This window comes from Streptomyces sp. NPDC051364, assembly GCF_040682115.1.
Lineage (GTDB): Bacteria > Actinomycetota > Actinomycetes > Streptomycetales > Streptomycetaceae > Streptomyces.
In genome coordinates, this window is record NZ_JBFBAH010000001.1 from 734,149 (window position 1) to 759,243 (window position 25,095).

Consider the following 25,095-nt stretch of genomic DNA (forward strand, 5'->3'; position numbering starts at 1 on the left):
GCATCCGCTCCTACTTGGCGTCTGCTCCTGCTTCGCGTCCGCTCCTACTTGGCGTCCGCGTAGCACTCCACGATCGCCGTGCTGAACGGGAACCGGACCGGGGTGTCGCCGAAGGCGATCCGGCCGGCCCGGTCGCCGGCGGCGCGGATCGCCTCGGCGACGGCCTCGGCCTCCTCGGCGGGGCAGTGCACCATCACCTCGTCGTGCTGGAAGAACACCAGCTCGGCCCGCATCCCGGCCCCCGCGATGGCCTGCCGGAGGGCTGCGAGCACCAGCAGGGCCCAGTCGGCGGCGCTGCCCTGGACGACGAAGTTGCGGGTGAACCGGCCGCGGGCCCGCGTGTTGGTGGAGGCGTAGCTCGGAGTCCAGCCGTCCTCCCTGTCCTGCGGGATCCCGGCTTCGCCGTCCTCGTCGGCGCCTACCGGCGGCGGGCAGGTCCGGCCCAGCCAGGTCCGTACGAGGCGCCCCTCCTCGCCCGCCTTGGCGGCGTCGTCCACGTACGCCACGGCCTGCGGGAAGCGGCGGCGCAGCGCGGCCAGGTTCTTCAGGCCGTCGCCGGAGGTCTGCCCGTACACGGCGCCGAGGACGGCGAGCTTGGCCATGTCCCGGTCGCCGGAGAAGCCCTGGCGGGAGATGGCCGTGTACAGGTCCTCGGGGCGCCCGGCCACCTCCATGAAGGCGGGGTCACGGGAGATCGCGGCCAGGACGCGGGGCTCCATCTGATCGGCGTCGGCGACGACGAGCCGCCAGCAGGGGTCGGCGACGACGGCCCTGCGGATCACCTTCGGGATCTGCAGGGCCCCGCCGCCGTTGGTGACCCAGCGGCCGGTGAGGGTGCCGCCGGGGACGAACTCGGGGCGGAAGCGGCCGTCGTGCACCCAGTCCTGGAGCCAGGACCAGCCGTGGGCGGTGTAGATCCGGTACAGCTTCTTGTACGCGAGGAGGGGCTTTACGGCGGGGTGGTCGAGCTCCTGGATCTCCCAGCGGCGGGTGGACTTGAGCCGGATCCCGGCCTCGGCGAAGGCCTTGATGACGTCGGCGGGCAGCTCCGGGCGCACGCGGCGGCCGAAGGCGGCGGAGATCTCGTCGGCCAGCTCGGCGAGCCGGCGGGGCTCGCCGCCGCCGGCGTAGCGCTCGCCGAGGAGCTCGGTGAGCAGCGCGCGGTGGACGTCGGCCCGCCAGGGGAGGCCGGAGCGGTGCATTTCGGCAGCGATCAGGAAGGCGGCGGACTCGGCGGCGATGAGCAGGCGCAGGCGGTCGGGGTGGGCGGTGGCGGCGGCGCGCTTCGCCTGGTCGTGGTAGATGGCGACGAGCGCGTCGAGGGGGAGGGGGGTGTGGGTGGGCTGGGGGTCGAAGAGGGAGTCCTGGGTGGTGGGTGTGGCGGTGCGCTGCGGGGGGTCGGGGGGGACGGGGGCTCCGGTGAGCCGGGCCCAGGCGGCTGCCGCCGAGCGGGGTTCGCCGGAGCGGCCCTCGTGGGCGAGGAGGAGGAGCTCGGCGTCCTCGATGTCGTGGCAGCGCTCTACGCGGGTGCCGGCGGCGAGGAGGCGGGGGTAGACGGCGGTGGTGCTCCGCCAGATCCAGCGGGTGGTGGCGGGGGCGGAGCGGATCGCGTCCGCGGGGTTGTGGACGATGAGGGGGTGGCTGCCGGGGGTGAGGCCGGGGGTGAGCCCGGGGGTGAGCGGCATGGCGTGCCAGAGGCCGTCGCCGGCTTCGGCGAGGGCCCAGTGGGGGGTGGGGTCGCTCATGGGTGCGAGTGTCCCACCGGGGTCTGACAGCATGCCTGCCTGGCGCTCCGGGGGCCGGGTTCCGCTGCGCGGTGCCATCTCCCCGCCCCGCCCTTTCTCCGTTTCCCAGGGGCTCCGCCCCCGGCCCCCCGCGCCTCAAGCGCCGGCGGGGCTGGATTGGGCGCGGCGGGGGCGTGCCGCCAAGGGCTCCGGCGCCGGGTCCCTGCGCCTCGAGCGTCGGCGGGGCTGGGATTGGCGTGGTGGGGGCGTGTAAAGCTGAGGGGGTGAGAGAGATTGTCGATCGTGCCTGTGAAGCCGCCCTCTACAGCCAGGACGATGCCGGGCTGGATGCCGGGGCCTCCGTGCTCGTCGGGGACGGCGGGCAGTGGGGCGGGGTCGGGCGGGAGCTGTTGGGGCGCGGGGAGGCGTACGTACGGCAGGCCTGGGAGCGGGGGTGGCAGCCCGCCGACGTGCTCCGGCTGGTGGGGCGGGACCTCGGCGACCGGCATCTGCGGATCGCCCGCGACTTGATCGCCGCCGAGGCGCGCCGGTACCCCCGGCTGCCCGAGCGGTGGACCGACGCCGAGGTGTGGTGGGGTGATGACGGCGCCTACGGGGAACGGCTCGTGGGGCGGGAGAAGGCCGATCGGTTCAGCATTGCCACCGCCTTGCTCGAGGTGTTCCGGCTGCTGATCCGGCTGCCCTCCATCGAACCGGTGGGTCCGGTTCCCGGGGACCCGGCCGCCGATGCCCTGGAGCACGCGCACATCGAGCCCCGCATGCTCGGCCGCATCCGGGCCCTGCTCGCCAAGGCCGAGGCGACCACCTTCCCGGAGGAGGCGGAGGCGCTCAGCGCCAAGGCCCAGGAGCTGATGGCCCGGCACACCGTCGACGAGGCCCTGCTCGCGGCGAGCGGCAAGGGGCCCGCCCAGGTGCCTGCGGCCTGCCGCATCGGGGTCGAGGCGCCGTACGAAGAGGCCAAGGCCGTGTTGCTGGATGCCGCCGCCACTGCCAACCGGTGCCGGGCGGTGTGGAACAGCGCCTACGAGTTCTCCACCGTGGTGGGGTTCGAGAGCGACCTGGAGGCCGTCGAGCTGCTTTACACGTCCCTGCTCGTGCAGGGGACCGCCGCCATGACCCGCGCCGAGGCCGCCCAGCGCTCCGGCGGGCGCAAGCGGACCAAGACGTTCCGGCAGTCCTTCCTGCTCGCGTACGCCAGCCGGCTCGGCCAGCGCCTCGCCGAGACGGCCGAGCACACCGTGGCCGAGGCCCCCGACAACCTGCCCGCCCTGGTGGCCCGCGACGTCGCCGTCACCTCCCGGGCGGACGAGATGTTCCCCCGGACCACGACCACCCGGCTGCGCGGGGCCACCGACCACGCGGGCTGGGAGGACGGCACGGCCGCTGCCGACCGCGCGCACATGGGCGGCAAGCGCCGCCCGCTCCCGCGCTGAGCGGCCTCCCCGAGGCCGCTCAGGGCCGGTCGCTGCGGTCGCCGCCCTCGCCTCGCAGGGCCTGGGTCTCCGACTTCAGGATGCGCATCGACCTGCCCAGGGAGCGGGCCATGTCGGGCAGCTTCTTCGAGCCGAAGACCAGCACGCAGACCACGAGGAGCAGGATCAGGTGCCAGGGCTGAAAGGCATTGCGGAGCATGCGCGTTCGCACCTTCCGGCGGCGACAGGGGTTTCGGATGGACCCGACCATCGAACAGCTCCGCACGCATCCGTACAAATCTGAAGGAGTGCTGAAAGGAGCACTGAAAGGCGTGCCGTGCACCCCGACGACTCCTGCTCCGCCTTGATCCAGTCCTTATAAGGGTCTGATTCGCCCCTGATCCACCCGAGTTCTTCCCTGACAGTGATCGGGAGAGCACCCTCCGCGTGCACGTGCATCTGCCCATGCATGCGCTTATGAACACAGCTATGATCCGGTGCAGTTGACATCTGCACTATCGGGGGCTTCCTGTGGACCACGCGTACAACGGGATGGCAGCTGCAGAACTCGACGGAGTGACCTGGCAGAAGAGCAGACACAGCAACTCGCAAGGTTCCTGTGTGGAGTTCGCCAAGCTGCCGGGTGGAGCTGTCGCCATGCGCAACTCGCGCTTTCCGGACGGGCCCGCGCTCGTCTACACGCCGGCCGAGATAGAGGCGCTGCTGCTGGGCGTCAAGGACGGCGAGTTCGACCACCTGATCGCCTGATCGACCGATCGGCACATCGCCTGATCGCTCCGAGGAACGGCGCACCGATCAAGCCATGCACGTGCACTGGCCGGGACTGATCGAAATGATCAACCCCGGCCAGTCGTCGTATGCCCGTGTGTGCCCGCGGACGACCCGCTGCCTATTCGTGGAGCATGAAAAGCGCCCAGACCACCTTGCCGGTCAGCCGTCCCGCGAGCGGGTGCCAGCCCCAGCTGTCGCTGTACGCGTCCACGAGGAACAACCCGCGCCCCGACTCCAGGTCGCAGTTCTCCTGCGTCCGCTCAGGCGCGAACGACCCGCCCGGCCGGTCCTCACTGGGGTCCCGTACCGCGCACACCAGCCGGGTGCTCCACCGCATCAGGTGCAGCCGTACCGAGGCCTCCGGCTCGCCCGCGCCGCCGGTCGCCGGCCTGGTGTCCTCAGGCAGGGCATGGCGCAGCGCGTTCGTGACGAGTTCGGAGACCACCAGGGCCACGTCGTTGAAGCGGTCGTCGAGGCCCCACTGGGACAGGGTGGACCGGGTGAACGAACGGGCGCCCCGCACCGCCTCGAAGCGGGCGGGCAGAGCGCAGGAGGCGGACCCGGAGACAGCCGTGGGGTCGACCGGGGGCAGCCCCTGCCGTAACGGCTCGAGCATGGTCGATCCATTCGTCCCCATGCGAGGCACTCCCGGGATTCGCGGGCGGAGCGGCGCGCTCCGTCCAGAAAGAACTGCGGGGTGGGTCCGGCGCCGGCGCGAAGAGCACGCAGGTGCGCGGCACCATCGTTCCGAATGCAGAAGCTGGATGCAAGGGCAGATGCACGTGCACGCGCCGGACCTGTCCACTCCCGTGATGGTTCTTGCTCATTTCTTCCTACGCATACTTACGGACTTCTTTTCCGGCAGGTGGGATTCCGTTACAGAACGAGTACGGACCGATGCGTTTTGGTGGCAGACTGCGGGACCTGGGGTGCGGGGACCCCGGCGACGCACATCACGCGCAGACCACGCGTACACATGGCGATGGGGAGGGCAGGACTAGTGACCGCAGAAGCAGGCGGTTCTGTGGTGCGCCGCATCCTCCTGGGCTCTCAGCTCAGGCGACTCCGAGAATCCCGCGGCATCACCCGTGAGGCGGCCGGCTACTCGATCCGCGCATCCGAATCGAAGATCAGCCGCTTGGAGTTGGGAAGGGTGAGCTTCAAGGCAAGGGACGTGGAGGACCTCCTCACGCTCTACGGAGTCACGGACGGCGCGGAGCGGGAGTCCCTGCTGGGACTGGTCCGCGAGGCCAACGCGGCCGGCTGGTGGCACAGTTACGGCGACGTGCTGCCCGGGTGGTTCCAGACGTACATCGGCCTGGAGGGCGCGGCCTCGCTCATCCGGATCTACGAAGTCCAGTTCGTCCACGGCCTGTTGCAGACCGAGGCGTACGCCCAGGCCGTCGTCAGCCGCGGCATGCCCGGCGCCACGAAGGCCGAGATCGACCGCCGCGTCGCGCTGCGCCTCGAGCGCCAGAAGGTGCTCGTCTCCGAGAGCGCCCCGGTCTTCCACGCCGTCCTCGACGAGGCCGCGCTGCGCCGCCCGTACGGCGACCGCGAGGTCATGCGCGGCCAGTTGGAGCACCTCATCGAGGTCTCCCAGCGACCCAACGTGCAGCTACAGGTGATGCCGTTCTCCTTCGGCGGCCATGCCGGCGAAAGCGGAGCCTTCACCCTGCTGCGCTTCCCGGAGTCCGACCTCCAGGACATCGTCTATCTGGAACAGCTCACCAGTGCCCTCTACCTGGACAAAGACGAGGAAGTGGCGCAGTACGAACGGGCGATGGAGCGGCTTCAGGCCGACTGCCCCGACCCCGACCGGACCCGGGATCTTCTCCGTGGCCTGCTCCAACTGTCTTGATTGGCACGTAGTATGACGTCTGATCAGTGCATGATGACCGATCGGTCTCCGGTGCAGCGCACGGGTGCGCGCTCGCAGTAAGGGATGGCATGTCCATATTCGACGACCTGGCTCACCAGTACATCGACGGCGAATGGCTGGCCGGCACCGGTTCGTGGGACATCATCGACGTCAACCCGTACAACGGGGAGAAGCTCGCGGCCATCACCGTGGCCACTGTTGAGCAGGTGGACCGGGCCTACCTCGGGGCCGAGCGCGCCCAGAGAGAGTGGGCCGCCACCAGCGCGTACACCAGACGCGCCGTCCTGGAACGCGCCCTGCGGATCACCGAGGAGCGCGAGAAGGAGATCATCGAGGCGATGATCGACGAGCTCGGCGGGACGCGTCCCAAGGCCGAGTACGAGGTCCACCTCGCCAAGGAGTTCATCCGCGAGTCGATCCAGCTGGCCATCCGCCCCGAGGGCCGGATCCTCGCCTCGCCGGTCGAGGGCAAGGAGAACCGGGTCCAGCGCCTCCCGGTCGGCGTCGTCACCGTGATCAGCCCCTTCAACTTCCCGTTCCTGGTCACCCTGAAGTCGGTCGCCCCGGCCCTGGCGCTGGGCAACGCGGTGGTGATCAAGCCGAACCAGAACGCACCCGTGGTCGGCGGCGGGGTCATAGCCAAGATCTTCGAGGACGCGGGCCTGCCGGCCGGGCTCCTCAACGTGCTGGTCACCGACATCGCCGAGATAGGCGACGCGCTCCTCACGCACCCCGTCCCGAAGGTCATCTCCTTCGCCGGCTCCGACCGGGTCGGCCGGCACGTCGGCTCCGTCGCCGCCCGGCACTTCAAGCGGACGGTCCTGGAGCTCAGCGGCAACAGTGCCCTCGTCGTCCTCGACGACGCCGACCTCGACTACGCGGTGGACGCGGCCGTCTTCAGCCGCTTCGTCTACCAGGGCCAGGTCTGCATGGCCGCCAACCGGATCCTCGTGGACGCCTCGGTCGCGGAGGAGTTCACCGAGAAGTTCACCGCCCGGGTGCGGAGCCTGAAGACCGGCGACCCCCACGAGGCGGACACCCACATCGGCCCGCTGATCAACTCCTTCCAGGCCGACGCCCTGACCGCGCTCGTGGACCAGGCCGTGGAATCCGGGGCGCAGGCCCTCGTCCGCGGATCTACGCGCGGCAACCTGGTCGAGCCGACCGTGCTGGCCGGTCTCCCCGAGGACTCCCCGCTGCTCGGCCAGGAGATCTTCGGCCCCGTGGCGCTGCTGGTGGTCTTCGACGGCGAGGACGAGGCCGTACGGCTGACGAACGCGACCCCGTACGGGCTGAGCGGCGCCGTGCACACGCGGGACGTGGAGCGCGGCGTGCGGTTCGCGCAGCGGATCGAGACCGGCATGATCCACGTCAACGACTCGACCATCGGGGACGAGCCGCTCGCCGCGTTCGGCGGGGAGAAGTCCTCGGGCCTGGGCCGGCTGAACGGCGAGGCCACGATCGAGGCGTTCACCACCCAGAAGTGGATCTCGGTCCAGCACGGTCGGACGAGTTTCCCCTTCTGACCGCGTTTCCCCTTCCGAGCTCGCTCTAGACTCGTGCGAGTCAGCGGCAGGCAGCGTTCCGGGGGAGACCTGAGTTGAGCAACATTCCGGAGACGGGGCGTACGCCCCGGGTCCAGAACCGCCTGGTCGTCATCCAGGTGGTCGTCTTCTCGCTGCTGCTCACCCTCGGCGGGCGCCTCTGGTACCTCCAGGTGCGCAACGGCCAGGAGTACACGGACGAGGCGAAGAACAACCACACCCAGCAGGTCGTCCAGCCCGCGGTGCGCGGCTCGATCCTGGACTCCCGCGGGGTCCCGCTCGCCGACAACGAGACGCGCATGGTCGTCTCCGCCAGCCGTACCGACCTCACCAGGATGAAGGACAAGGGCAAGGGCGTCCTGACCCGGCTCGCCGGCGTCCTGGGCCTCAACCCCGAGGACGTGGTCAACAGCGTCCGGCTGTGCGACGCCAAGACGCCCAAGCCGTGCTGGAACGGCTCCCCGTACCAGCCGATCCCCGTCACCGACGAGGCGACCACGGACCAGGTGCTGGAGATAAGGGAGCACGCCGAGCAGTTCCCCGGCATCACCGCCGAGCCGACCGCCCTGCGCCGCTACGCCGGCCCCGACGGGGCCAACACCTCGCAGGTGCTGGGCTACCTCTCGCCGGTCACCGACCCGGAGATCACCAAGGCCAAGAAGACCGACTCCCCGTACCTGCGCTCCGACCAGGTGGGCCGCTCCGGCCTGGAGCGCACGTACGACAAGGAGCTGCGCGGCAAGGCGGGCATCACGCGCTACGAGGTGGACAACCTCGGGCGGGTCATCGGGCAGGCGCAGGCCGACAAGCCGACGCCCGGCTCGAACGTCGTCACCTCGATCGACTCGCGCGTGCAGGCGGTGGCCGAGCGCGAGCTGAACAACGCGATGATCGAGGCCCGCAAGGGGTACGACAAGAACACGCGCAAGAACTACGAGGCCGACTCGGGCGCGGTCGTCGTCATGGAGGCCAAGACGGGCCGCATCGTCGCGATGGCCTCCAACCCGACCTACGACCCGAACGCGTGGGTCGGCGGCATCTCCGCCAAGGACTACGCGTCCCTCACCGACAAGGACTCCAACTACCCGCTGCTCAACCGCGCGATCCAGGGCCAGGCGGCCCCGGGATCGATCTTCAAGGTCGTCTCCTCGACCGCCGCGGTGAACGCCGGGTACCCCTTCAACGGGCGGTACGGCTGCCCCAGCTCGTACTCGGTGGGCAGCCAGACCTTCACCAACTTCGAGTCGCAGGGCTACGGCGACATCACCATCGGACGGGCCCTCGAGGTCTCCTGCGACACCGTCTACTACGCCCTCGCGGACAAGGAGTGGAAGAAGGACGGCGGGATCAACCCCAGGAAGGACCCGGGCGACTGGTTCCTCAAGACGGCCCACGAGTTCGGCCTGGGCAAGGCGACCGGCATCGACCTGCCGAACGAGGTGAACGGCCGGGTCCCCGACCGCCAGTGGAAGAAGGACTTCTTCGAGGCGAACAAGGCCGCCTGGTGCCGGGACGGCAAGAAGGACGGCTCGTACGCCGAGAAGATCGCGTACGAGAACTGCCGCCAGGGCAACCAGCTCCGCGAGGGCGACGCGATCAACTACTCGATCGGCCAGGGCGACACCCTCGTCACCCCGATCCAGATGGCGTCGATCTACGCGGCCATCGCCAACGGCGGCACGATGCACCAGCCGAGCGTCGGCAAGGCGATCGTCAGTGCCGACGGAACCTCGGTCAAGGAGATCGCGCCCAAGGAGCAGGGCAGGCTGCCCATGGACGCGGAGCTGCGCGACGACATCGACGGCGCGCTCGCCGCGGTGGCCACCACGGGCAGCGCGGCCTGGCGGTTCGGCGGCTGGCCGCAGAAGCAGATCCCGATGCACGCGAAGACGGGCACCGCGGAGGTGCAGGGCAAGCAGACCACCTCGTGGTTCGCCTCGTACACCGAGGACTACTCGATCGTCATGACGATCTCCCAGGGCGGTACGGGCTCGGGGGCCTCCGGGCCGGCGGTGCGCAAGATCTACGAGGCGATGTACGGGCTCGACGAGAAGGGCAGTCAGGACCTGTCCAAGGCCCTGCTCCCGAAGCCGCAGACGGCCCTGCCGGCGATCCGCCCCGACGACGCCGGAAACTGAGCCGGGATTGAGGACAGAAGCTGACCTCAATGCCCCGTACCGTCGTTCTTGTCAGCAGGAAGACCCACGGAAAAAAGGCGGTAGGTCATGGCTCACCTCTCCGAAGAGATCCCGGGCGACGAGCGCGGCACGCTCCTGCTCTTCGTCGAATCCCAGCGCACGGCGATCCGTGAATCGCTGGCCGGACTCACCGAGGAGCAGGCGGCGAGCCGTCCCAGCGCCAGCGAGCTGTCGCTGTCCGGGCTGGTCAAGCACGTCGCCGAGGTCGAGCTGGCCTGGCTGCGGCTGGCGCAGCAGCGGCCCAACGAGATCCAGCGCGACCGTGAGGCGTGGGGCGAGGCCTTCCTCCTCGTGGGGGCCGAGACCGTCCCGTCCGTCCAGGCCTTCTGGGAGGGCGTCACGGCAGAGCTGACGGCCTTCGTCCGGGACCTGCCCAGCCTCGACGAGACCTTCCCGCTGCCGCCGGCGCCCTGGTTCCCCGAGAACGGCAAGGTCTCGATGCGCTGGATGCTGCTGCACCTGGTGGAGGAGTTCGCGCGGCACGCGGGCCACGCGGACGTCATCCGGGAGTCCATCGACGGCACCAAGGCCATGGGATAGCCCGTAGCCCCGGCGGCGGACTTGCACCTCACGCGGCGTGAGGACTCAGAGTGAGGGGCGTACCCAACCAGAGGAGCGGGAACGATGAGCCACTCCGTGGGACAGGTCGCCGGATTCGCCGGAGTCACGGTGCGCACCCTGCACCACTACGACGAGATCGGCCTGCTCTCCCCGAGCACCCGCAGCAGCGCGGGGCACCGGCGTTACGACGACGCCGATCTCGACCGGCTGCAGCGGATCCTGTTCTACCGGGAGCTCGGCTTCCCGCTCGAAGAGGTCGCGGTCCTGCTGGACGATCCGGAGTCGAACCCGAGGGAGCACCTGCGCCGGCAGCATGCCCTCCTGTCCGACCGGATCGCCCGGCTCCAGCAGATGGCCGAGGCCGTGGAGCACGCCATGGAGGCAGAGAGAATGGGCATCAACCTCACGCCCGAGGAGAAGTTCGAGGTCTTCGGGGACTTCGACCCCGACCAGTACGCGGACGAGGCGCACCAGCGCTGGGGCAGCACGGACGCGTACAAGGAGTCCGCCCGCCGGGCGGCCACCTTCACGAAGGAAGACTGGAAGCGCTTCCAGGCCGAGGCGGACGAGATCAACCGGCGGTTCGCCGAGCTGCTGGACGCCGGTGCGTCCGCGGAGTCCGACGCGGCCATGGGCGTGGCCGAGGAGCACCGCGGCTGGATCGGCCGGCACTGCTACACCTGCTCGCACGAGATGCACACGTGCCTGGGTGAGATGTACGTCGCGGACGAGCGGTTCACGGCCTACTACGACACGGTCCGTCCCGGTCTGGCGGTGTTCGTACGGGACGCGATCCTCGCGAACGCCGTCCGCAACGTGTAGACAGCCGGATGTTCCCCACACGGCCCTCTCCCGGTGACTGGAACCGGGAGGGGGTCCTGTGCGTTGATAATTGAAACCGCCGTCATGTCCGATGCATCCGCGGACGCCCGCCGCGATACCCCCGATCCAGGAGAGCCCGGAACTCGTGTACACGCTTGCGCTCGCCCCTGAGTGGCTGTCCCCGGACTATCTGATCTCGCACTACGGCCTGATCGGCATCCTGGCCATCGTCTTCGCGGAGTCCGGGCTGTTCGCCTTCCTGCCCGGCGACTCCCTGCTGTTCACGGCGGGCCTGCTGGTGGCGAACGGCGAGTACATCAAGCAGCCGCTGTGGCTGGTCTGCACCCTGATCTCGGTCGCCGCGATCGTCGGTGACCAGGTCGGATACATGATCGGCAAGGTCTTCGGGCCGAAGCTCTTCAACCGGCCGAAGTCGAAGCTCTTCAAGCGGGAGAATCTGGACAAGGCGCACGAGTTCATGGACAAGCACGGCCCGAAGGCCATCGTGCTCGCCCGCTTCGTGCCGATCGTCCGTACGTTCGCCCCGATGGTCGCGGGCGCCGGCTCGATGAAGTACCGCACGTTCCTGACGTACAACGTCATCGGCGGCATCGCCTGGGGTGCGGGGCTCACGGTCGCGGGCTTCTGGCTCGGCCAGATCGACTTCATCAAGACCAACGTCGAGGCGATCCTCGTCCTGATCGTCCTCCTCTCGCTCATCCCGGTGATCTTCGAGGTGCTGAAGGCCCGCAAGGAGGCCAAGGCGAACGGCGGCGGCTCCGATGCGGCGCCCGGCGGCGAGCGCCGCCGCCACGCCAAGCGCTAGACCGCACGCCGGGAATCCGACCGCCGTACGTGCCGAGGGCGGGCACCCTCACGGGTGCCCGCCCTCGGGCTTTTGCCGTTGGTCCTGCGGTCAGCTCGAACCGTCGCGGTAGCGATCAGAAGGGCCAGGGCAGGGGGATCGGCAGCGGGTTCGGGATCTTGGGCAGCGGGATGGGCAGCTTGGGTACCGGGGGCAGCGGGATCGGCAGCTTCGGCAGCGGGATCTTCGGTACGGGGATCGGCAGCTTGGGCAGCGGGATCGGCAGCTTGGGTACGGGCGGCAGCGGGATCGGCAGCTTGGGTACCGGCGGCAGCGGGATCGGCAGCTTCGGCGGCACCGGCAGCGGGAACTTCGGTACCGGCGGCAGCGGCAGCGGGATCTTCGGCACCGGGATCGGGAACTTCGGTACCGGAGGCAGCGGCAGCGGCAGCTTGGGAACCGGCAGGCCCGGGGGCGGAGGCAGCGGGATCGGAAGCTTGGGCGGGAGCGGTATCGGAGGCAGCGGTACCGGAAGCTTCGGCGGCAGCGGCGGCAAGGGCAGCGTCGGCGGCGCCGGATGCTTATCGTGCCCGCCGTTCCCCTTCCCCTTTCCCTTCCCGTGCTTGTTGTTGTTCTCTTTTCCGTTGCGGTTCTTGTTGCGGCCGTCATTCTTGTCGTTGACAAGGTTGGTGTGACTGACTGCGGCAGTCTTGTGCGGCGTCGCGGCGAATGCGCTCGCGGGCAGCGCCACGACTCCGGCCGCCAGGGCGGTCGTCGTCGCCAACGTCACGAAATGCCGGGTCAAGGCTGTCTTGGGCATGGGATTCTCCTTGTGCGTCGAGAGGGGTGAATCCCGGCTCCGGCGCTGGTCCGGCCGGTGCCGGAATGTCACGGACCTGGTCGGCCCGTGCCTCAAGTAAGCGCGGGTCGCCGCACAAGGACACGTCCCGGGAATTCGGGACTTGACAGGTCGGATTGACGTATTTGTTGAATCCACGGAACCCGCATTGCGGTTTTCCGGAAAGGCGCCCATGCCGCGGCGACGGCATCCCGAAAACCGGGACGCCGTCGAGCGATCAGCTTGACGGAAAAGGCCCTAGAAGCCGCGGGTCCGCTTCGCCGCGCGGCGCTTGGCGGCGCTGGTGGCTCCCGGGATCCGCATGAACAGCCGCGAGGTCTCGGAGCCGAGGTTGACCCCGATCGCGATGGCCAGCGCGATGGCGGCGGCGTTCACCAGCGAGCCGAGGCCCTCGTTCAGCCGGTTCTCGGCGATCAGCAGCAGCCCGTAGTACGTCGCCGAGCCCGGCAGCAGCGGGCCGATGGCTGCTGTCGTGTACGGCAGGGCCGACGCGAAGCGGTAGCGAGAGAAGAGCTGGCCGAACAGGCCGACCAGCCCGGCGGCGATGGCCGTGGAGGGCACGGGCGGGATGCCGCCCGCGTAGTGCAGGGCCCCGAAGGTCACCCAGGCGACCCCGCCGTTCAGCGTCACGATCCACACGGTGGAACGTTCCTGCTGGAGCAGGATCGCGAACGTGAACACCAGCACCATCGAGGCCGCGATCTGGATCAGCGGCCGCTGGGTGATCTGGAGGACCTCCTCCGGCTTCGGCGAGGCGCCGAGCTGGAGCCCGAGGTACAGCACGACCAGCACGCCCATGATGATGCCGATGAAGAGGTACATGACCTCCAGCAGCCGGGCGGAAGCGGTGATGTAGAAGCCGGTCAGGCCGTCCTGCACGGCTGCGACCAGGGCCCGCCCGGGCAGCAGCGCGAACAGCCCGCCGGTGATCACCGCGGAGGCGCGCACGTCGGTCTCGGCCAGCTTCAGGGCCACGCCGATCGCGGCGGGCGGCATCGCCGCGACCACGAACTGGTAGAACTCCGGCAGCCCGCGCCCGGCGCACAGCCAGGCCAGCCGGTCGCCGAGCATCGCCCCGATCGCGGCCGCGATGAAGACGACCACGCCACCGCCGACCAGGGTGGAGGCGGCCGCGGCCAGCAGCCCGGCAGCGGCCGTGAGGACCCAGGAGGGGTACGGGTGCCGGTTGCGGCGGATCTCGGCGAGGCGCCGGTAGGCCTCCTCCAGCGAGAGCTCGATCTCGTGCGCGCTGATGTCGTCGACCAGCTGGTAGACGGCGGCCAGGCGGGTGTAGTCGGTACCGCGGCGGCGCACGGTCCGGCTCGCCGAGACCGGGTCGTCGACGAGGGAGGGCTGGTGGGTGATCGACAGCAGCGTGAAGGTGACCGTGGGCTCGCAGCGGTCCAGCCCGTACGAGCGGGCGACCGCGAACATCGCGGCCTCCACGTCCTCGGCGCCCTCGCCGCCCGCGAGCAGCAGCTCGCCGATGCGCAGGGTCAGGTCGAGTACGCGGCCCACGGCGGGCCCGGTCTCGCTGTGCTTGTGCACGGCCTCGGGGACGGGCCGCACGTCGACCGGCATGCGCAGCATGGTGCGCATGCGGTCCTGCCAGGGGGATTCCTTCATCAGGGAGACGGGGAAGCCCTGGCCGGGGGTGTAGGCGGGCGGGGACTGCCGGCCGCTGTAGGTGGCCGGGGGCGCGAACGCGGAGCCCTCGGGCTCCGGCTGCACCGTTTCGGCCCCTGCCGGACGGACGAATTCCGAGGTGGGTTGGTCCTCCTCGGGAACCTCCGGCTCCATCCCGGGCGGGGCTGCGAAGGCGCTGTGCGCTTCGTCGGACTGGGGCTTCCTGTCCTCGGCCCCATCGGCCTCCGCCACGCGTCCTCCAGTCCGTGATCACCCAGGGGTACCAGTATGCGGAACCGTTTCGTCCCCGGCGAAACCAGATGACGAACGGGCGGTACCCCCTCGATGAAGGGGTACCGCCCGTCGTGTTCGAGCCTGTTACCGGCTGAGCGGACTCAGCGGATTCAGTGGTGGCCGCCCTGGGCCTCGAGGCGCTTGTACGAGGCCTCGATCTCGGCCTCGGCCTCGGCGCGGCCGACCCAGTTCGCGCCCTCGACCGACTTGCCCGGCTCCAGGTCCTTGTAGACCTCGAAGAAGTGCTGGATCTCCAGGCGGTCGAACTCGGACACGTGGTGGATGTCGCGCAGGTGCTCCACCCGCGGGTCGGAGGCCGGCACGCAGAGCAGCTTGGCGTCGCCGCCCGCCTCGTCCGTCATGTTGAACATGCCGATCGCGCGGCACTTGATCAGGCAGCCCGGGAAGGTGGGCTCGTCCAGGATGACCAGCGCGTCCAGCGGGTCGCCGTCCTCGCCGAGGGTGTTCTCGACGAAGCCGTAGTCGGCCGGGTAGCTGGTCGAGGTGAAGAGGCGACGGTCCAGGCGGATCCGGCCGGTCTCGTGGTCCACCTCGTACTTGTTCCGCGAACCCTTGGGGATCTCGATGGTGACGTCGAACTCCACGTCCTGCTCCTCCATGATCAGCTTCATTGCTTCGAGACTGCGTTGATTCACCTGCGTGCACGTCCGGCCCAGCTCTGCCGGGTGGGGTGCCATGCTCGCGGCAAGACGCAGTGGTTAAGTGTCCCTCACGCATATGTGTGATCGCGAAAGGGGCTGGTCCGAGGTGCCATTGGTCAAGACGTGGCAGCTCATCGCGGTGTCGGCCGCCGCCGGCCTCGCCCTGTCGGTGGCTGCGGTGGCCGCTGCCGGTCCTTGGGACTCCGGCCAGCGTAAGGCCGAGCGGGACAGGGCCGCCTCCTGGGGCCTTACGGGTGGCGCAGATCACGGTGCGGACCACGGCGGGGGGGCCCTGCCGCAGGCCGCGCCCAGTGCCCCCGGGGTGCTCTCGGGGATCGGGCCAGGCGCTGAGCTCAAGGCCGAGAGCGGGGTCGCGGCCACGGATCCCGGGCGGCTCGCCGCGGCCCTGCGGCCGCTCCTCGCCGACGCCGCGCTCGGGACGGTCCGTACCGCCTCGGTCGTCGACACCGCCACCGGCCAGGTGCTCTTCGAGTCCGGGCCGCGCGAGGCCATGACCCCCGCCTCCACCACCAAGATCGCCACCGCGACGGCCGCGCTGGCCGCGCTCGGCCCCGAGCACCGGATCCGGACCGCCGTGGCCCCCGGCGCAGGCCCCGGGGAGATCGTCCTGGTCGGCGGCGGCGACCCCTCCCTCACCGCCAAGAAGAAGAGCCCCGCCGGATCCGGCGGCAGCCTCGTCGCGCTCGCCGCCGACACCGCCCAGGCCCTCAAGGCCGCCGGCACCGACACCGTGCGCCTCGGCTACGACGACACCCTCTTCACCGGGCCCGCCCTCCACCCGATCGGCGCGAACCCCAACATCGCGCTGGTCACGGCCCTGGCGGCGGACGAGGGCCGCCCCGACGACTCCACCTCCGGCCCCGTCGAGCGGGTCGAGGACCCCGCCCAGGAGACCGCCCGCTCCTTCGCCGCCCTCCTCAAGGAACGCGGCATCAAGGTCACCGCCGACCCCGCCAAGGCCAAGGCACCCGCCGGCGCCCAGCCGCTCGCCACCACCCTCTCCACCCCGCTCGCCGGGCTCGTCGAGCGGATGCTGACCAACAGCGACAACGACATCGCCGAGGTCCTGGCCCGCCAGACCGCCCTCGCCTCCGGGCAGCCCGCCAGCTTCGAGGGCGCCGAGAAGGCCGTCAAGGACCGGCTCACGGCCCTCGGCATCGACACCGCCGGCGCCCGCTTCGCCGACGGCAGCGGCCTCAACCGCGCCGACAAGATCAACACCGGCCTGCTGACGGGGCTCCTGGCCAAGGCCGCCGACCCGCAGCGGCCGGAGCTGCGGCCCGTGCTCACCGGACTGCCCGTCGCCGGATTCACCGGGACCCTGCGCAGCCGCAACGCCGGCAGCTCCCCGGCCGCCGGCCTCGTCCGGGCCAAGACGGGCACCCTGAACGGGGTGAACTCCCTCGCCGGGACCGTCGTCGACCCCTCCGGCCGACTCCTCGCCTTCGCGTTCCTGACCGCGAACACCACCGACGCGGGGGCCGCGGAGAAGGGTCTCGACAAGCTCGCCGCGGCCGTCGCCCGCGCCTCGTAGCGATTCCGGGGGGCTCCGCATCGGCGCTGGTCCACGTACCGTTGACGCATGACGAGCATCGGTGGTGCCGAGATGGTCGACTGGAATCTCGCGGTGGCGACCGCGACCCGGCTGGTCCGGCCGGGTCCCGAGGTCAGCCGTGACGAGGCCCGGGCCGTGGTGGCGGAACTGCGCAGGCATGCCAGGACCTCCGAACGCCACGTGCGCGAGTTCACCCGGATGATCCCCGAGGGCGCGGCCGTCCCCGACACCCCCGTCCTCGTCGTCGACCGGGCCGGCTGGGTCAAGGCCAACGTGGCCGGCTTCCGCGAGCTCCTCGCCCCCCTCCTCGGCAAGATGCAGGACCGCCGCGCCGGCGCCCCCGGCGGCGCCGTCCTCGGCGCGGTCGGCGGCAAGGTCACCGGCGTCGAACTCGGCATGCTGCTCAGCTTCCTGGCCTCCCGCGTGCTCGGCCAGTACGAGACCTTCGCCCCGGCCGGCCGCGACCTGCCGGGCTCGGCCGCAGGCGGCGGCCGGCTGCTGCTCGTCGCCCCGAACATCGTGCACGTCGAGCGCGAGCTGGACGTGCGCCCGCACGACTTCCGGCTGTGGGTCTGCCTGCACGAGGAGACGCACCGTACGCAGTTCACGGCCGTGCCCTGGCTCCGCGACCACCTCGAGGGCGAGATCCAGACGTTCCTCGGCGCCACCGAGGTGGACCCGGCGACCATCCTCGAGCGGCTGCGCGAGGCCGCCCAGTCCTTCACCGGCGCCCGCCCCGACTCCGAGCAGGGCGACGAGGGCCGCTCCCTGGTCGAGCTCGTCCAGACCCCCGAGCAGCGCGAGGTGCTCGGCCGGCTGACCGCCGTCATGTCCCTGCTGGAGGGTCACGCCGACTACGTCATGGACGGGGTCGGCCCCGCGGTGGTGCCCTCGGTCGCCGAGATCCGGGAGAAGTTCCAGCAGCGCCGGGCCAGCGGCGCGGGCCGCCTCGACAGCGCGCTGCGCAAGCTGCTGGGGCTCGACGCCAAGCTGCGCCAGTACCGCGACGGCGAGCGCTTCGTACGGGCCGTCGTCGGCCAGGTCGGCATGGACGGCTTCAACCGGGTCTGGACCTCGCCGAACACGCTGCCGACCAAGGCGGAGATCGCCAAGCCCGCGGACTGGGTCGCGCGCGTGCATCGCAAGGGCGAATAGAAGCGAAGGGGAGTGACTCAGGGGGCGTAAACATGTCTCACTGGGGGAAGCAGCGTCACCCGTCCGAGGGACCGTGAGGCGTGGAAGGCCGTGCGATGCTCAGGGAACGGCTCGGTTCTGTCACCATCGACGCACTCTGAGTGACAACCCCTTCATCTTGCGGGGGCTCCCGGCGGGGGCTCCTCACGGGGCCGGGGCACCGGGCAGCGTCGAACAGCACCGAACAGCAGCCGTTCCAGCACCACACCCCATGGGGGCACCTCCCGGCGTCGGCCGGGGGAAGCCTCCGAGGCATCCGAACTCCACCGAAGGGCACCGGACATGGGTCCCCATCCTGCGGTCGCGGCGATACGCCTGGCGGTCCGCCGCGTACTCCACGACGTCCTCACCGACCTCACCGACCGTCCCGCCGGCCTCTCCACGGCTCCGCCCGGGGGGACCCCCGCCCCCGCGGCCGGCTCCCCGCCACTCGTACTCGTCGCCTGCTCCGGCGGCGCCGACTCCATGGCGCTCGCCTCCGCCCTCGCCTTCGAGGCGCCCAAACTCGGCATCCGGGCCGGCGGCATCACCGTCGACCACGGGCTCCAGGTGGGCTCCGACCTGCGCGCCGCCGAGGTCGTCACCCGCATGACCGCACTCCGCCTCGACCCGGTGGAGTCCGTCGCCGTGCGCGTCGGCCGCGACGGCGGACCCGAGGCCGCCGCCCGCGACGCCCGCTACGCCGCCCTGGACGAGGCCGCCGACCGCCTGGGCGCCGCCGCCGTGCTGCTCGGCCACACCCGGGACGATCAAGCCGAAACCGTCCTGCTGGGGCTCGCCCGCGGCTCCGGCATCCGCTCGCTGTCCGGCATGGCCGAAGTTTCCGGCGGCCCCGGCCGCAGCCACCGCTATCGCCGCCCCTTCCTCCGGGTCGACCGGCAGACCGCCCGCAAGGCCTGCATGGTCCAGTCCCTGCCGGTCTGGGACGACCCGCACAACATCGACCCCGCCTACACCCGCTCCCGGCTCCGCCACGAGGGACTGCCCGCCCTCGAGAAGGCGCTGGGCAAGGGTGTGGTCGAGGCGCTGGCCCGCACCGCCCAGCTGTCCCGTGACGACGCCGACGCCCTCGACGCCTGGGCCGCCGAGGCCGAGGCCGGCGTACGGGACGCGGACGGCCGTCTGGAGTGCGCCAAGCTCTACGCTCTGCCCCCGGCCGTCCGCCGCCGCGTGCTGCGCAGGGCCGTGGTCGCGGCCGGTTCCCCCGCAGGCTCCCTCTTCGCCCGCCACATCGAGGAAGTGGACCGGCTCATCACCGGATGGCGGGGTCAGGGCGCCATCAACCTGCCCGGCCGGGTCGAAGCCCAGCGGCAGGGTGGCAGACTTGTCATCCGGCAGGGCTGATTGGTGCTGAAACACGGCTGAGTCCTCCGGGGGAACCCCCGGAGCCCCGGCCGACAACGAAAGTGATGCGGGTGGACGAGAAGGACATGGGCAGCGACCTCCAGTCGGTGCTCATCACCAAGGAAGAGATCGACGCGAAGCTGGCCGAGCTGGCCGCGAAGATCGACGCGGAGTACGCGGGCAAGGACCTGCTCATCGTCGGCGTCCTCAAGGGCGCGGTGATGGTGATGGCGGACCTGGCACGCGCCTTGTCCACCCCGCTCACCATGGACTGGATGGCGGTGTCCTCGTACGGCGCCGGGACCCAGTCCTCCGGTGTGGTCCGGATCCTCAAGGACCTGGACACCGACATCAAGGACAAGCACGTCCTGATCGTCGAGGACATCATCGACTCGGGCCTGACCCTGTCCTGGCTGCTGTCGAACCTGGGCTCCCGCCAGCCGGCCTCGCTCGAGGTCGTCACGCTGCTGCGCAAGCCCGACGCCGCCAAGGTCGCGATCGACGTGAAGTGGGTCGGCTTCGACATCCCGAACGAGTTCGTCGTCGGCTACGGCCTCGACTACGCGGAGAAGTACCGCAACCTGCCGTTCGTCGGCACCCTCGCGCCGCACGTCTACGGCGGCTGAGTCCGCGGGCCCCGGTCGGGGTCCGCACAGGGGAACCCTGGAACGATTCCTGCCGTTGGAGCAGGGGAAAGCAGTTCTGTCAGCCGTCCCACGAGGCCGCGGGTGACAATACAGGGGTACATTCCGAAGAACAGTCTTTACTCACAGCAGCATTTACCTACGGGCAGGAGGGACGGGGCGCCTGGCGCCCCGTATGGATGGACGTGAAGCGATACTTCCGTGGGCCGGTCATGTGGATCGTGCTGGCCGTCCTCGCCGTGGTCGTGTTGATGAACGTCGTCGGCTCCGGCGGCGGCTACAAGTCGGTGGAGACCAGCGAGGTCATCAAGGCGATCAACAGTGGCCAGGTGGAGAGCGCCAAGCTCACCACCGGTGACAGCCAGATGATCAAGATCGAGCTGAAGAAGGACCAGAAGCTCGGCGACAACGACGGCACCAAGTTCCAGGCCAACTACATCGGAGACCAGGGCGTCCAGCTCGCCCAGAACCTCCAGACCAAGTACGAAGCCGGTCAGATCCCCGACGGTTACACCGTCTCGCCGGACAAGACCAGCCCGTTCCTCAGCGTGCTGCTCTCCCTGCTGCCCTTCGTCCTCATCGTCGTCGTCTTCCTGTTCCTGATGAATCAGATGCAGGGCGGCGGCTCCCGGGTGATGAACTTCGGGAAGTCCAAGGCCAAGCTCATCACCAAGGACACCCCGAAGACGACGTTCGCCGACGTCGCGGGCGCGGACGAGGCCGTCGAGGAACTCCACGAGATCAAGGAGTTCCTGCAGGAGCCGGCCAAGTTCCAGGCCGTCGGGGCCAAGATCCCCAAGGGCGTGCTGCTCTACGGCCCGCCCGGCACCGGCAAGACCCTGCTGGCGCGTGCCGTCGCCGGCGAGGCGGGCGTTCCGTTCTACTCGATCTCCGGTTCCGACTTCGTCGAGATGTTCGTCGGTGTCGGTGCCTCGCGTGTCCGCGACCTGTTCGAACAGGCCAAGGCCAACGCCCCGGCGATCGTCTTCGTCGACGAGATCGACGCCGTCGGCCGGCACCGCGGTGCGGGCCTCGGCGGCGGCCACGACGAGCGCGAGCAGACCCTGAACCAGCTGCTCGTCGAGATGGACGGCTTCGACGTGAAGGGCGGCGTCATCCTGATCGCCGCCACGAACCGCCCGGACATCCTCGACCCGGCGCTGCTGCGCCCGGGCCGCTTCGACCGGCAGATCGCGGTCGACCGTCCGGACATGCAGGGCCGTCTGGAGATCCTCAAGGTCCACCAGAAGGGCAAGCCGGTCACTCCGGACGTCGACCTCTCGGCCGTCGCCCGTCGCACCCCCGGTTTCACGGGTGCCGATCTGTCCAACGTCCTGAACGAGGCGGCGCTCCTCACCGCCCGCTCGGACCGCAAGCTGATCGACAACCACATGCTGGACGAGGCCATCGACCGCGTCGTGGCGGGCCCGCAGAAGCGGACCCGGATCATGTCGGACCGGGAAAAGAAGATCACCGCGTACCACGAGGGCGGCCACGCCCTGGTCGCGGCGGCTTCCCCGAACTCCGACCCGGTCCACAAGATCACGATCCTGTCCCGCGGCCGGGCCCTGGGCTACACCATGGTCCTGCCCGACGAGGACAGGTACTCGACCACGCGCAACGAGATGCTCGACCAGCTGGCGTACATGCTGGGCGGGCGCGCGGCCGAGGAGCTGGTCTTCCACGACCCGACCACCGGCGCGGCGAACGACATCGAGAAGGCCACGGCGACGGCCCGCGCGATGGTGACCCAGTACGGCATGACCGAGCGCCTCGGCGCGATCAAGTTCGGCGGGGACAACACCGAGCCGTTCCTGGGCCGCGAGATGTCGCACCCGCGGGACTACTCGGAAGAGGTCGCGGCGCTGGTCGACGAAGAGGTCAAGAAGCTCATCGAGACCGCGCACAACGAGGCCTGGGAGATCCTGGTCGAGAACCGCGACGTCCTCGACAACCTGGTCCTCGCGCTCCTCGAGAAGGAAACGCTGAACAAGGAGCAGATCGCCGAGGTCTTCTCGACGATCGTGAAGCGCCCGGCCCGCCCGGCGTGGACCGGCTCTTCGCACCGCACCCCGTCGACCCGTCCGCCGGTGCTCTCTCCCAAGGAGCTCCAGCTGACGAACTCGGCGAACGGCACGGCGGCGAGCACGCCGGCCGTGTCCGTGGAGAAGGACCCGGCCCCGGAGGACCGCGCCGAGTAGCCCTCGGCCGGACCGTCCCGGAATGGATGCCGCGCCCCCCAGGTTCTAGCCTGGGGGGCGCGGCACTTTTGCGTGCCCGCGAGCGCCAGTGCACACAGGAACGAGGAAGAGATGACCGACCCAGTGACCCTGACCGGTGACGAGGGCACGATCGGCGAGTTCGACGAGAAGCGCGCCGAGGCGGCGGTCCGCGAACTTCTGATCGCGGTCGGCGAGGACCCGGACCGCGAGGGCCTGCTCGAGACCCCGGCACGTGTGGCGCGGGCGTACAAGGAGATATTCGCCGGCCTCTACCAGAAGCCCGAAGAGGTCCTGACGACCACCTTCGACCTGGGCCACGACGAGATGGTCCTGGTCAAGGACATCGAGGTCATGAGCAACTGCGAACACCATCTCGTGCCGTTCCACGGCGTCGCGCACGTCGGCTACATCCCGTCCACCGACGGCAAGATCACCGGCCTGTCGAAGCTGGCCCGCCTCGTGGACGTGTTCGCCCGCCGCCCGCAGGTGCAGGAGCGGCTGACCACGCAGATAGCAGACTCCCTGATGGAGATCCTGGAGCCGCGCGGGGTCATCGTCGTCATCGAGTGCGAGCACATGTGCATGACGATGCGCGGGGTCCGCAAGCCCGGCGCGAAGACCATCACCTCGGCGGTCCGCGGCCAGCTCCGCGACCCCGCGACCCGCAACGAGGCCATGAGCCTGATCATGGCGCGCTGACCGGGTGACCACGGGGGCGGTCGCAGGCCCCCGCCACCGCATGGGCTAAGGCGAGGCGTGAGCGCGGCGGCGGGGGGCCCGCCGACCCCGGCCCGGGGCCGGGCTCAGGCGCGGGACGGGGACTGGGGGGTGGTGTCGTCGTCTTCCGGGAGCTTCAGGACGTGCTCCAGGAAGAGGGCGGCGGCGATGACCGCTGCGCCCGCCAGGACCGAGAAGGCGGCGTACCAGGCCTGGTCGCGGCGGGCGGGCACCTCCAGGCCGTCGGTCAGCAGGAAGACGCCCACGCCGCCGTACATGCCCGCCACGAGGGCCGCCACGAGGGCGCTGGCCTGTCCGAAGACGACCGCGCGGGCCGCCATCAGCGGCTCCACGCCCTTGGCGCCCGGCCGCCGCTCGCGCTGGGCCTTGAGACGGGACCGGAGCGAGAGGGCGGTGGCCAGCAGGACGACCGCGATGGCGCCGAGGACGATGGGCGCGGCCAGCGGGATGCCCGGCAGGGTCCCGTACGCGTTCCACAGCCTGGCGCCCGCCCAGGACAGCACCCCGGCGACGACGAAGATCCCCGCCAGGACCGCCGGCCTCAGTTGCTTCACGTGCCCGTTCCCCGCTTTCCGCGCCAAGTCGTCAGCCGCCGCAGTCCACAGGCGGCAGCCACAGGTTAACGACTACTCGGGGAGGCGGAGTTCCAGGTCCGGGCGCGGCGTGACGCCCGCCAGGCCGATTCCGGCCAGGAGGGATGCGACCGGGCCGTGCCCGGGGATCTGCGCCTCGGGGTCGATGTCGTTCCACGGGGCCAGGACGAAGGCCCGCTGGTGGGCCCGCGGGTGCGGGAGGGTGAGGACCGGGTCGTCCGAGACCACCTCGGCGTACGACACGATGTCGACGTCGATGGTGCGCGGGCCCCAGCGCTCGTCGCGGACGCGGTCGAAGGCCTCTTCGATGGCGTGGCCGCGCTCCAGCAGGGAGGACGGGGGCAGGGTGGTCCGTAGGCGGACCACGGCGTTGAGGTACGACGGCTGGGAGCCGGGCGCGACGCCCCACGGCTCGGTCTCGTAGACGGGGGAGACGGCCTTGACCCGCAGGCCGGGGGTGTCCCCGAGGGCGTCGATGGCGCCCTGGAGGGTCTCCAGGCGGTTGCCGAGGTTCGCGCCGAGCGCGATCACGGCCCATTTCGGGTTGGAGAGGGTCGTGTCGGCCGCGTCCACCGTCTGGACGACGGATGCGGGCACCGGCTGGACGGTGGGGTCGCTCTGGGCGTTCAGTGCGTTGTTCACACGCGGCTCCGGGTGATCGTGATGGTCACGTCGTCGAAGGGGACGGTGATGGGGGCGTCCGGTTTGTGGACGACGACCTCCACCTGTGCCACCGCTTCGTGCTTGAGGCACTGCTGGGCGATCCGCTCGGCGAGGGTCTCGATCAGGTCGACGGGCTCTCCCTGGACCACATCGACGACCTCTTCGGCGACGACCCCGTAGTGCACGGTCTTCGCCAGGTCGTCGTCGGCCGCCGCGGGGCGGGTGTCGATGTGCAGCACCAGGTCGACGATGAAGGTCTGGCCTTCCTCGCGCTCCCGGGGGAAGACGCCGTGGTGCCCGCGAGCCTTGAGGCCGCGCAGCGCGACACGATCCACGCGAATCACTCCTGCTTTCGTAGGTGCTTCCGGTCCGGGACTCCCGGATCCATGGGCCTGGGCCGAGTGCGGTCGGCGTCGTCCGTCTTCGAATTTACCTGCGAACGACCTCGGATCCCGCCGGAGGGGTCAGGCGGAGTCCTCCTCCTCGTCCTCGTCGGAGTCCGTCAGGACGGGAGAACCGTGGTGGGACCAGAGCCGCCAGCCCTCGGATGTGCGTCGGAACACATTCGTGGCGACGACCAGCTGGCCGACGAGCGGGCCGAGCTCTCCGCCGTCCACGGCGGGCCCGCCGCTGAGGATGTTCTCCGTGCACGTCACCAGTGCGGTGTCGCCTATGACGGCGACTTTCGTATCGGTGAGGAAGAACTGGATGTAGTCGGTGTGGGACATGATCAGCGCGTACGAGCGCAGCACCTCGCCGCGGCCCGAGAGCACGGGCCAGCCCGGGTGCACGCAGGAGATCTCGTCCTCGAGCCAGAGCGCCGACAGCGCGTCGAAGTCCCCCCGCTCCATGGCCTCGTAGAAGGCCGTGTTGACCTCTTCGACGGCTTCGATGTCGCTGCGGCTCACCGTTCCCCTCT

At 70.4% G+C, this 25,095-nt stretch carries 23 protein-coding genes and 1 pseudogene; 14 read left to right on the forward strand and 10 right to left on the reverse strand.

Annotated features, from left to right (window positions below; genetic code table 11):
- Positions 1 to 44: 44 nt before the first annotated feature.
- Positions 45 to 1,745 (reverse strand): bifunctional 3'-5' exonuclease/DNA polymerase, encoded by a 1,701-nt coding sequence (locus tag AB0M76_RS03485; protein WP_365951291.1) that lies wholly within the window; start codon positions 1,743 to 1,745, stop codon positions 45 to 47.
- A 263-nt stretch (positions 1,746 to 2,008) separates the two neighbouring features.
- Between AB0M76_RS03485 and AB0M76_RS03490 the strand changes: the two genes are divergently transcribed.
- The gene (locus AB0M76_RS03490; RefSeq protein ID WP_365951292.1) at positions 2,009 to 3,178 is read left to right on the forward strand and encodes a DUF2786 domain-containing protein; all 1,170 of its coding nucleotides are present in this window, start codon (positions 2,009 to 2,011) and stop codon (positions 3,176 to 3,178) included.
- A 19-nt stretch (positions 3,179 to 3,197) separates the two neighbouring features.
- Here the strand turns inward: AB0M76_RS03490 and tatA are convergent, their stop codons facing one another.
- A complete protein-coding gene (gene tatA, locus AB0M76_RS03495) occupies positions 3,198 to 3,377 on the reverse strand; it encodes a Sec-independent protein translocase subunit TatA (RefSeq protein ID WP_365951293.1) in 180 nt (59 codons plus the stop codon).
- 311 nt (positions 3,378 to 3,688) lie between these two features.
- On the opposite strand from tatA, the gene AB0M76_RS03500 reads away from it, so the two are divergent.
- A complete protein-coding gene (locus AB0M76_RS03500; RefSeq protein WP_030868010.1) occupies positions 3,689 to 3,925 on the forward strand; it encodes a DUF397 domain-containing protein in 237 nt (78 codons plus the stop codon).
- Between the two features lie 142 nt (positions 3,926 to 4,067).
- Here AB0M76_RS03500 and AB0M76_RS03505 read toward each other — a convergent pair whose 3' ends face one another.
- Positions 4,068 to 4,586 (reverse strand): ATP-binding protein, encoded by a 519-nt coding sequence (locus AB0M76_RS03505; protein WP_365951294.1) that lies wholly within the window; start codon positions 4,584 to 4,586, stop codon positions 4,068 to 4,070.
- 345 nt (positions 4,587 to 4,931) lie between these two features.
- Between AB0M76_RS03505 and AB0M76_RS03510 the strand changes: the two genes are divergently transcribed.
- The 6 genes and pseudogenes from AB0M76_RS03510 to AB0M76_RS03535 all read left to right on the forward strand — a co-directional run.
- Positions 4,932 to 5,810, forward strand: coding sequence for a helix-turn-helix transcriptional regulator (locus AB0M76_RS03510; protein WP_365951295.1), 879 nt, complete (start codon positions 4,932 to 4,934; stop codon positions 5,808 to 5,810).
- Positions 5,811 to 5,899: 89 nt separating this feature from the next.
- A complete protein-coding gene (locus AB0M76_RS03515) occupies positions 5,900 to 7,357 on the forward strand; it encodes an aldehyde dehydrogenase family protein (RefSeq protein ID WP_365951296.1) in 1,458 nt (485 codons plus the stop codon).
- 74 nt (positions 7,358 to 7,431) lie between these two features.
- Positions 7,432 to 9,513, forward strand: coding sequence for a penicillin-binding protein 2 (gene mrdA / locus AB0M76_RS03520; protein WP_365951297.1), 2,082 nt, complete (start codon positions 7,432 to 7,434; stop codon positions 9,511 to 9,513).
- An 87-nt stretch (positions 9,514 to 9,600) separates the two neighbouring features.
- On the forward strand, positions 9,601 to 10,113 hold the full coding sequence (locus tag AB0M76_RS03525) for a DinB family protein (protein ID WP_365951298.1): 513 nt from the start codon (positions 9,601 to 9,603) through the stop codon (positions 10,111 to 10,113).
- Between the two features lie 84 nt (positions 10,114 to 10,197).
- Positions 10,198 to 10,956 (forward strand): MerR family transcriptional regulator, encoded by a 759-nt coding sequence (locus AB0M76_RS03530; protein ID WP_365951299.1) that lies wholly within the window; start codon positions 10,198 to 10,200, stop codon positions 10,954 to 10,956.
- 145 nt (positions 10,957 to 11,101) lie between these two features.
- Positions 11,102 to 11,719: pseudogene (locus tag AB0M76_RS03535) on the forward strand (VTT domain-containing protein); the annotation flags it as partial.
- A gap of 178 nt (positions 11,720 to 11,897) precedes the next feature.
- On the opposite strand, the gene AB0M76_RS03540 reads toward AB0M76_RS03535, so the two are convergent.
- The 3 genes from AB0M76_RS03540 to AB0M76_RS03550 form a co-directional block, all read right to left on the reverse strand.
- Positions 11,898 to 12,512 carry a hypothetical protein gene (locus AB0M76_RS03540; RefSeq protein WP_365951300.1) on the reverse strand — a complete coding sequence of 205 codons (615 nt, stop codon included), beginning with the start codon at positions 12,510 to 12,512 and terminating at the stop codon, positions 11,898 to 11,900.
- A gap of 345 nt (positions 12,513 to 12,857) precedes the next feature.
- The gene (locus AB0M76_RS03545) at positions 12,858 to 14,498 is read right to left on the reverse strand and encodes a threonine/serine exporter family protein (protein ID WP_365951301.1); all 1,641 of its coding nucleotides are present in this window, start codon (positions 14,496 to 14,498) and stop codon (positions 12,858 to 12,860) included.
- A 152-nt stretch (positions 14,499 to 14,650) separates the two neighbouring features.
- Positions 14,651 to 15,145 carry an inorganic diphosphatase gene (locus AB0M76_RS03550; RefSeq protein WP_266672831.1) on the reverse strand — a complete coding sequence of 165 codons (495 nt, stop codon included), beginning with the start codon at positions 15,143 to 15,145 and terminating at the stop codon, positions 14,651 to 14,653.
- Between the two features lie 163 nt (positions 15,146 to 15,308).
- Here AB0M76_RS03550 and dacB point away from each other — a divergent pair, with 163 nt between their 5' ends.
- The 6 genes from dacB (at position 15,309) to folE (ending at position 22,881) form a co-directional block, all read left to right on the forward strand.
- On the forward strand, positions 15,309 to 16,757 hold the full coding sequence (dacB, locus tag AB0M76_RS03555; RefSeq protein WP_365951302.1) for a D-alanyl-D-alanine carboxypeptidase/D-alanyl-D-alanine-endopeptidase: 1,449 nt from the start codon (positions 15,309 to 15,311) through the stop codon (positions 16,755 to 16,757).
- 48 nt (positions 16,758 to 16,805) lie between these two features.
- Entirely contained in the window at positions 16,806 to 17,933 is a 1,128-nt protein-coding gene (locus AB0M76_RS03560; RefSeq protein ID WP_365951303.1) for a zinc-dependent metalloprotease, read from the forward strand.
- Positions 17,934 to 18,254: 321 nt separating this feature from the next.
- On the forward strand, positions 18,255 to 19,316 hold the full coding sequence (gene tilS, locus AB0M76_RS03565) for a tRNA lysidine(34) synthetase TilS (protein ID WP_365951304.1): 1,062 nt from the start codon (positions 18,255 to 18,257) through the stop codon (positions 19,314 to 19,316).
- 65 nt (positions 19,317 to 19,381) lie between these two features.
- Complete coding sequence (gene hpt, locus AB0M76_RS03570; RefSeq protein ID WP_030158549.1) at positions 19,382 to 19,942, forward strand: hypoxanthine phosphoribosyltransferase; 561 nt, start codon at positions 19,382 to 19,384, stop codon at positions 19,940 to 19,942.
- Positions 19,943 to 20,139: 197 nt separating this feature from the next.
- Positions 20,140 to 22,161 carry an ATP-dependent zinc metalloprotease FtsH gene (gene ftsH, locus AB0M76_RS03575; protein WP_365951305.1) on the forward strand — a complete coding sequence of 674 codons (2,022 nt, stop codon included), beginning with the start codon at positions 20,140 to 20,142 and terminating at the stop codon, positions 22,159 to 22,161.
- Between the two features lie 111 nt (positions 22,162 to 22,272).
- On the forward strand, positions 22,273 to 22,881 hold the full coding sequence (gene folE, locus AB0M76_RS03580) for a GTP cyclohydrolase I FolE (protein ID WP_030300741.1): 609 nt from the start codon (positions 22,273 to 22,275) through the stop codon (positions 22,879 to 22,881).
- Between the two features lie 104 nt (positions 22,882 to 22,985).
- Here folE and AB0M76_RS03585 read toward each other — a convergent pair whose 3' ends face one another.
- From AB0M76_RS03585 to AB0M76_RS03600, 4 genes are all read right to left on the reverse strand, one after another.
- Positions 22,986 to 23,474, reverse strand: coding sequence for a DUF3180 domain-containing protein (locus tag AB0M76_RS03585; RefSeq protein WP_365951306.1), 489 nt, complete (start codon positions 23,472 to 23,474; stop codon positions 22,986 to 22,988).
- A gap of 72 nt (positions 23,475 to 23,546) precedes the next feature.
- Positions 23,547 to 24,155, reverse strand: a complete 609-nt coding sequence (folK, locus tag AB0M76_RS03590; RefSeq protein WP_365951307.1) for a 2-amino-4-hydroxy-6-hydroxymethyldihydropteridine diphosphokinase — start codon at positions 24,153 to 24,155, stop codon at positions 23,547 to 23,549.
- On the reverse strand, positions 24,152 to 24,511 hold the full coding sequence (gene folB, locus AB0M76_RS03595; RefSeq protein ID WP_030158540.1) for a dihydroneopterin aldolase: 360 nt from the start codon (positions 24,509 to 24,511) through the stop codon (positions 24,152 to 24,154). The genes folK and folB overlap by 4 nt, the downstream gene beginning before the upstream one ends.
- 129 nt (positions 24,512 to 24,640) lie before the next feature.
- Positions 24,641 to 25,084 (reverse strand): nuclear transport factor 2 family protein, encoded by a 444-nt coding sequence (locus AB0M76_RS03600; protein WP_365951308.1) that lies wholly within the window; start codon positions 25,082 to 25,084, stop codon positions 24,641 to 24,643.
- Positions 25,085 to 25,095: the final 11 nt, after the last annotated feature.

Coding starts and splice junctions, on each gene's coding strand:
- AB0M76_RS03485 (WP_365951291.1), bottom strand. CDS start 1,745: ATGAGCGACCCCACCCCCCACTGGGCCCTCGCCGAAGCCGGCGACGGC.
- tatA (WP_365951293.1), bottom strand. CDS start 3,377: ATGCTCCGCAATGCCTTTCAGCCCTGGCACCTGATCCTGCTCCTCGTG.
- AB0M76_RS03505 (WP_365951294.1), bottom strand. CDS start 4,586: ATGGGGACGAATGGATCGACCATGCTCGAGCCGTTACGGCAGGGGCTG.
- AB0M76_RS03510 (WP_365951295.1), top strand. CDS start 4,932: ATGGGGAGGGCAGGACTAGTGACCGCAGAAGCAGGCGGTTCTGTGGTG.
- AB0M76_RS03515 (WP_365951296.1), top strand. CDS start 5,900: ATGTCCATATTCGACGACCTGGCTCACCAGTACATCGACGGCGAATGG.
- AB0M76_RS03525 (WP_365951298.1), top strand. CDS start 9,601: ATGGCTCACCTCTCCGAAGAGATCCCGGGCGACGAGCGCGGCACGCTC.
- AB0M76_RS03530 (WP_365951299.1), top strand. CDS start 10,198: ATGAGCCACTCCGTGGGACAGGTCGCCGGATTCGCCGGAGTCACGGTG.
- AB0M76_RS03560 (WP_365951303.1), top strand. CDS start 16,806: ATGACGAGCATCGGTGGTGCCGAGATGGTCGACTGGAATCTCGCGGTG.
- tilS (WP_365951304.1), top strand. CDS start 18,255: ATGGGTCCCCATCCTGCGGTCGCGGCGATACGCCTGGCGGTCCGCCGC.
- hpt (WP_030158549.1), top strand. CDS start 19,382: ATGCGGGTGGACGAGAAGGACATGGGCAGCGACCTCCAGTCGGTGCTC.
- ftsH (WP_365951305.1), top strand. CDS start 20,140: ATGGACGTGAAGCGATACTTCCGTGGGCCGGTCATGTGGATCGTGCTG.
- folE (WP_030300741.1), top strand. CDS start 22,273: ATGACCGACCCAGTGACCCTGACCGGTGACGAGGGCACGATCGGCGAG.